Below are 6,479 nucleotides of genomic sequence, written 5' to 3'. Positions count from 1 at the left end.
CGAGGTACCGGAAGTGCCCGACGTACCGGAAGTGCCCGACGTACCGGAAGTACCCGACGTGCCGGAGGTGCCCGACGTACCGGAGGTGCCGGAGGTACCGGAGGTACCGGAGGTCCCCGACGAGCCGCCGCCCGAAGTCCCCGACGAACCGCCACCCGACGTCCCCGAACTACCGCCGCCGGACGTCGAGACGTTCCCCGACCCACCGGAGGTGCCCGACGTACCGGAAGTCCCCGACGTGCTCGGCTTGACGGACGGCGTGACCGGGCCGTCAACCGAACCGCATCCATACAGCGTGACGAGCGACAGGACGGCCAGCGATACCGTCGTTTTTTTGAAGTAGTGATGCATGGTGCCCTCGAAATTGGAGTTATGTCCGAGGCCATCACTGCAAATTCCGCGCCATGGCTTATTTCGCGAGCCGTGCCCGCGCTTTGTTGCGGAAATCAGGAATATCGGTGCGATTTAAACGGAGGAATGGGGCTTTTGCGCGACGGGCGCAGCAGGTGGAGGGGAGGCGTTTGTCCGGATGTTCCCGTAAGTCGCCGTAACGCGCGGCCGGATGTTACGTAGCGTTCGACCCGGAACGACCCGACCCGCCGCGGGCGGCTGCGACCCGAACGCCGCATCTTTGACGAAATGCCCGCGCGCCGCGAACATGACGCGAACCTCAACCGGCCGCCGGGGCTGCGCCGAAGCGGTCACGACTTCGATCAACCTTCAAAGAGGAACCGACATGAGCGAACAGGACAGGGAACAGGGCAAGGCGCGCCGCGCCGAAGTCATGGGCGAGGCGTTCGTCGAGCGCGCAATGCGCGACCTCGACGGTTTTTCGCGGCCGCTGCAGAACTGGCTGAACGAGCACGCGTGGGGCAGCACCTGGCAGCGCGGCGGCATCGACCTGAAGACGCGCAGCCTCTGCACGTGCGCGATGCTCGCGGCGCTCGGCCGCGGCACGGAGCTGAAAGGGCACGTGCGCGGCGCGTTGAACAACGGCGCGAGCGTCGTCGAGATTCGGGAAGTGCTGTTGCACAGCGCCGTGTACGCGGGCGCGCCGGCTGCGGTCGAGGCATTTCGCAGCGCCCGGGAGGTGATCTCGGAGCTCGGGCTGTCGCTGCCCGATGACGAGGCCTGACGGCGCGCGACGCAGCGCGTCCCGGCCGCCTTCCCGATGAGCTCAGTGCTCGACGTGCGCACCCGGCGCCGGCGCATCGGCCGGCGCCGCGGCGACGTCGAGCAACCAGTCGGCCGTCGCGTCCGGAATCGTGACCGGCAGCATGTGTCCGCCTTCGACGACGGTCAGTCGCACGCGCGCCGACTTGTTCGCCAGCGCCTCGCCGTGCGCGCGCCAGTTCAGGATCGGGTCGGCGCGGCCGTACAGCACGTCGACCGGCAGCGTGAGCTCCGCATAGCGGCGCACCATCGCGGGCAGGTCGACGGGCGCCGACAGCAGGTCCGTCGCCGTCGCGTAGAACACGTGCGGACGCAGCCCGAGCAGCCCGCCGCCCTTCACCGGGAAGTCGCGCGGCACGGCTTCCGGCGCGAATACCTGGGCCACGGCCTTGCGGCCGGTCAGGATCGTCAGCGGGATCGCGAAGGTCCACGACACGAAGCGGCGCACCAGCGGCGACGGCAGCATCAGCGGCTTGAACGGCGCCGGCGGCTCGGCCTGCTCGTGCGACAGCGGCGCGATCAGCGCGAGCCGGCTCACGCGCTCCGGATGATTGAGGCCGACCGCGAGCGCGATCGCGCCGCCGAGCGAATGGCCGACCAGCACGGGCCGGTCGAGCTTCAGCGCGTCGATGAACGCGGCGATCGTGCGGGCCTGCGCGAACACGTTCGCCTGCGAGCTGGCGCCGCGCAGCGAGCGGCCGGCGCCGGGACGGTCGACCAAGATCACGCGATGGTGCTGCGCGAGCCGCGTGAGCGGCAGGTACGCGAAATTGCGCCACTGCCCGGCAAGCCCGTGCACGAACACGAGCGGCGGGCCGCTGCCGTACTCGACGTAGTGGATGCGATCGCCGCCGATGTCGACGAAGCGGCCTTCGGGCGGAAACGCACGCGTCACGCGGCTCGCGATATAGGCGGAAAACAGCGCGAGCGCGGCGAGCACCGCGACGCCGCCGAGCAGCACGTTCTGGATCAGATGTAGCGTATGGCTCATGTCGGCCTCACGGGGTTCAGCGGGTTTCGAGTACGGGTTCGGCCACCGGTGCGGCGGCCGGGCCGGTTTTCGCGCGGCGTTCGAACTGCATCGCCGAATCGGCAAGACCGCTGAACTTCAGCGACGCGAGATCGCGCACGTAGTTCTGGTGGAACTTCCACGGTTTGCGGTGCCCCTGCTTCGGCAGGATGCCGGCTGCGCGCTGGATGTAGCCGGAGCTCAGGTTCACTGCCGGCACGTCGCCGAGGTCGCCGGCGCCCAGCCGCGGCACGCAGGTATCGTAGCCGTGCGCGCGCATGTGGTTGAGCAGCCGGCACACGTAGCGCGCGATCAGCTCGGCCTTCAGCGTCCACGACGCGTTCGTGTAGCCGAACGACGACGCGAGGTTCGGCACGTCGCTGTACATCATTCCTTTATAGGACACGGTCTGCGGCAAATCGACCGCGCGGCCGTCCACCGTGACGCGCGCGCCGCCGAGCAGCTTCACCTTCAGGCCGGTCGCGGTGACGATCACGTCCGCGTCGAGCTGCTGGCCGCTCTTCAGCTTCAGGCCGGTCGGCGTGAAGCGTTCGATCTCGTCGGTGACGATCGACGCGCGGCCCGCGCGAATCGACTTGAACAGGTCGCCGTTCGGCACGAGGCATACGCGCTGGTCCCACGGCATGTAGCGCGGCGTCAGATGCTTCGCGACATCGAAGTCGGGGCCGAGCTGCTTGCCGGCCGCGCGGATGATGAACCGCTTCGTGCGCTCGGGCTTGCGGCGCGACACGTTGTACAGGTACATCGTCAGCAGTACGTTCTTCACGCGCACGAGCCGGTGCGCGAGCCGCGACGGCAGCACGCGGCGCAGCGCATTCGCGATCTTGTCGCGCGCGGGCAGCGACACGATGTACGTCGGCGAGCGCTGCAGCATCGTCACGTGTTTCGCGTCGGCCGCCATCGACGGCACGAGCGTGACGGCCGTCGCGCCGCTGCCGATCACGACGACGCGCCGGTTCGCGTACGACAGGTCCTTCGGCCATTGCTGCGGATGCACGATCCGGCCTTCGAACGATTCCATGCCGGCCCAGTCGGGCAGGTAGCCGCCGTCGTAGTCGTAATAGCCGCTGCACATGAAGAGGAAGCGGCACGTGTAGACGAGCGTGTCGACCGCGCCGTTGCGCGTGCGCTCGATGCGCACCGTCCAGCGCGCGCGGTTCGAATCCCAGTCGGCCGCGACGACTTTCTGGCCGTAGCGGATCGTCCTGTCGATGCCGTACGCGCGCGCGGTGTCGCGGATGTAGTCGAGGATCGTCTGGCCGTCCGAGATCGCCTTGTCGCTGTGCCACGGGCGGAAGCTGTAGCCGAGCGTGAACATGTCGGAATCCGAACGAACACCCGGGTAGCGGAACAGGTCCCAGGTGCCGCCGATCGCATCGCGCGCCTCGACGATCGCCACGCTCGCGAACGGGCAGCGCCTTTTCAGGTGGTACGCGGCGCCGATGCCGGACAGGCCGGCACCGACGATCAGCACGTCGAGGTCGCGGTTGTCTGCGCGGTCGCCGGAGGCGGACGGCGCGTCGCGCCGGTCGGTCGTCGTCGAGGTCATGCGGCATCCTTGGTGGGTGTGGTCGGAAGAGCGGCCGGAGCGTGCGAGCGCTCGACGTTGCGGGCGCGGGCGCGGCGCACGTGGCGCAGCACCAGCCGCTGATAGCCGGCGCCGAGCAGGCGCGCGATCTTGTCGAGGCGACGCGCGTCGGCGCCGACCAGCACGCGGCGCGCATTGCGCTCGACACCGGCGAGAATCTGCCGCGCGGCATCGTCGGCCGTGGTCGCGTTGATCAGGCGGTTCGCCTGACGCCGGTGGGTCGCTTCGTCCTGACCGGTGAGCGCGTGGATGCTGGTGTCGACGCGGCTCGCGTCGACGATGTTGGTCGCGACACCGCCCGGATGCACGCAGGTCGCGCTGACCGGCGCGCCGTCCAGTTCGAGCTCCATCCGCAGCGCCTCGGTGAAGCCGCGCACCGCGAACTTGGTCGCGTTGTACGCGCTCTGCGTGGGCATCGCGATGAGCCCGAACAGGCTCGACGTGTTGATCACGTGCCCGTCGCCGGACGCGCGCAGATGCGGCAGGAACGCCTGCGTGCCGTGCACGACGCCCCAGAAGTTGATGCCGACGATCCATTCGAGATCGGCGAGGCGCGCGGTCTCGGCGCTCGCGGCCAGCGACACGCCCGCGTTGTTGAAGACCAAGTTGACCTTGCCGTGTTCGGCGCGCACGAACTCGGCCCATGCGAACACCGCGTCACGGTCGGCGACGTCGAGCCGCCGCGTGCTGGTCCGCACGCCGTGTTTCGCGCACGCGGCCGCGGTGCCGGCGAGCCCGACATCGTTGACGTCGGCGAGCGCGACCTCGCAGCCGCGCCGTGCAAGCTCGATAGCAAGGCTGCGACCCATGCCCGAACCGGCGCCGGTGATCGCGGCGACCTTGCCGGAAAACCCCTTCATCGTCGTTCCTCCCGTTCCGCTTGCGCTGCGTCGGCGGCGCGCCTATTGTGGTGTTGTTCGTCACCACTTTAGTTTTCGGGTGTCCTGATGTCAAATAGCGAAATGGAGAAAGCACTCGAAACGGAAAAACGGGGCCGCGCATACGGCGGTGTCGCGCCCGAAGTGCGGGCGGCGGAGCGGCGCGATGCATTGATCCGCGCGGCGACGCGCGTGTTCGGCACGGTCGGCTTCCGCAAGGCGACCGTGCGGTCGATCTGCCAGGAAGCGAAGCTCAACGACCGCTATTTCTATGCGGCGTTCGACAGCACCGAGGCGTTGCTGCGCAGCACTTACCTGCATCACGCGCAACAACTGCACGACGCGGTTGCGCGCGCGGTGGCCGAGCGCGGCGGCGACCTGCGCGCGAGCGTCGACGCGGGGCTCGCCGCGTTCTTCGGCTTCCTGCGCGACCCGTGTGCGGCGCGCGTGCTGCTGCTCGAAGTGATGGGCGTGAGCGCGGATACCGACATGACGTACCAGCGGATGCTGATCGACTTCGGCAAGCTGATCATGGCGATCGGCGCGCCGCGCGAGGCCGTCACGCCGGCCGAGCGCACCGAGCAGCGGCTCGTCGGGCTCGCGCTCGTCGGCGCGATGACGAATGTCGGCGCGGCGTGGCTGCTCACCGGGTATCGCGATCCGGAGGCGCAGATGGTCGCGAGTTGCAGGAAGGTGCTGATGGGGACGTTGCGGGAAGCGGGCTAGGCGAGCCGGCTCGCGCATGGGCCGCGCATGCAGGAAGGCCATGCAGGCACACGGCCGATCGTAAGTGTGTGTTCCGATGTGCGGTTGGCCGGTCAATCGCCGGTGCCTTTCGGTCGCGCCATTCGCATCGACCGCGTTGACCGTGCCGCACGCGCGGGCGGCGCGGCCCGTGTTTCTCCGATTCTCGCCTTCATCGCATCGATGAACGCACGCACCTTCGGCGACGGCAGCCGCGTCGACGGATACACCGCGTGAATCCCCGCCCGCGCCGAGCGCCACGCGGGCAGCAGCCGCACGAGCCGGCCGGCCGCGATGTCGTCCGCGATCGAGAAATCCGTCAACAACCCGAAGCCGCCGCCGGCTAGCGCGATCGCGCGGCACGCCGTCGCGGTGTTCGACACGACCGGCGCGATGCAGCGCACCGACGCCTGATCACCACTTGCATGGAGCAGTTCGAGCGTGTGCGGGCGCGACAGCGTCGACAGCATCACGAACGGCAGCGCGGCGAGCGCGTCCGGATCGCGCGGCAGCCCGTGCCGCGCGACGAACGCGGGGCTCGCGACCAGCCACTTCTCGTATTCGCCGAGTTGCACCGCGCGATAGTTCGAATCGGCGAGGCGGCCGATGCGGATCGCGACGTCGAGATTGTCGGCCACGAGATCGACGATGCGGTCGTTCGCGATCAGCTCGACGTCGAGCTGCGGATGCGCGTCGCGCAGCGCGACGATCGCCGGCGCGACGACCAGCGCGCCATAGTCGATCGGCACGCTCACGCGCAGCGTGCCGCGCAGCGGCCCTGCGTCGGACGACACCGCGTCGAGCGCGCTTTCGGTCGCGCGCATGATGTCGCGGCACGCGTCGTAGAACGCGCGCCCCGCATCGGTCACGCTCAGCCGCCGCGTCGTACGCACCAGCAGGTTCGCGCCGACCTCCGATTCGAGCCGCTGCATGTGCGTGCTGACGACCGTCTTCGCGAGGCCGAGCCGTTCGGCCGCGGCCGTCAGCGAGCCGGCATCGACCACGGCGACGAAGATCGCCAGCCGGTTCAGGTTCACGTCGCGCAGATCGGCCATCGTCGATTGTC

At 69.2% G+C, this 6,479-nt stretch carries 7 protein-coding genes; 3 read left to right on the top strand and 4 right to left on the bottom strand.

Going from position 1 to position 6,479, the window contains the following annotated elements:
- A partial coding sequence (locus C7H84_RS37560) for a hypothetical protein (protein ID WP_205611418.1) occupies positions 1-343 on the top strand: 343 nt, incomplete at its 5' end.
- A 393-nt stretch (positions 344-736) separates the two neighbouring features.
- Positions 737-1,135: a carboxymuconolactone decarboxylase family protein gene (locus tag C7H84_RS11055; RefSeq protein WP_121858844.1), complete on the top strand. Its 399-nt coding sequence runs from the start codon at positions 737-739 to the stop codon at positions 1,133-1,135.
- A gap of 42 nt (positions 1,136-1,177) precedes the next feature.
- Here C7H84_RS11055 and C7H84_RS11050 read toward each other — a convergent pair whose 3' ends face one another.
- The 3 genes from C7H84_RS11050 to C7H84_RS11040 are packed head-to-tail and all read right to left on the bottom strand — an operon-like array spanning position 1,178 to position 4,651.
- The gene (locus C7H84_RS11050) at positions 1,178-2,164 is read right to left on the bottom strand and encodes an alpha/beta fold hydrolase (protein ID WP_121858843.1); all 987 of its coding nucleotides are present in this window, start codon (positions 2,162-2,164) and stop codon (positions 1,178-1,180) included.
- Between the two features lie 16 nt (positions 2,165-2,180).
- Complete coding sequence (locus C7H84_RS11045; RefSeq protein WP_121858842.1) at positions 2,181-3,752, bottom strand: NAD(P)/FAD-dependent oxidoreductase; 1,572 nt, start codon at positions 3,750-3,752, stop codon at positions 2,181-2,183.
- On the bottom strand, positions 3,749-4,651 hold the full coding sequence (locus C7H84_RS11040; protein ID WP_121858841.1) for an SDR family NAD(P)-dependent oxidoreductase: 903 nt from the start codon (positions 4,649-4,651) through the stop codon (positions 3,749-3,751). The genes C7H84_RS11045 and C7H84_RS11040 overlap by 4 nt, the downstream gene beginning before the upstream one ends.
- An 87-nt stretch (positions 4,652-4,738) precedes the next feature.
- Between C7H84_RS11040 and C7H84_RS11035 the strand changes: the two genes are divergently transcribed.
- The gene (locus C7H84_RS11035) at positions 4,739-5,395 is read left to right on the top strand and encodes a TetR/AcrR family transcriptional regulator (protein ID WP_121858840.1); all 657 of its coding nucleotides are present in this window, start codon (positions 4,739-4,741) and stop codon (positions 5,393-5,395) included.
- Positions 5,396-5,487: 92 nt separating this feature from the next.
- On the opposite strand, the gene C7H84_RS11030 is transcribed toward C7H84_RS11035, so the two are convergent.
- Complete coding sequence (locus C7H84_RS11030) at positions 5,488-6,468, bottom strand: LysR family transcriptional regulator (RefSeq protein WP_121858839.1); 981 nt, start codon at positions 6,466-6,468, stop codon at positions 5,488-5,490.
- Positions 6,469-6,479 lie beyond the last annotated feature (11 nt).

Origin of the sequence: Burkholderia sp. Nafp2/4-1b (assembly GCF_003635165.1) — a bacterium.
Classification (GTDB): Bacteria; Pseudomonadota; Gammaproteobacteria; order Burkholderiales; family Burkholderiaceae; genus Burkholderia.
This window is presented reverse-complemented; position numbering and strand designations above follow the sequence as displayed.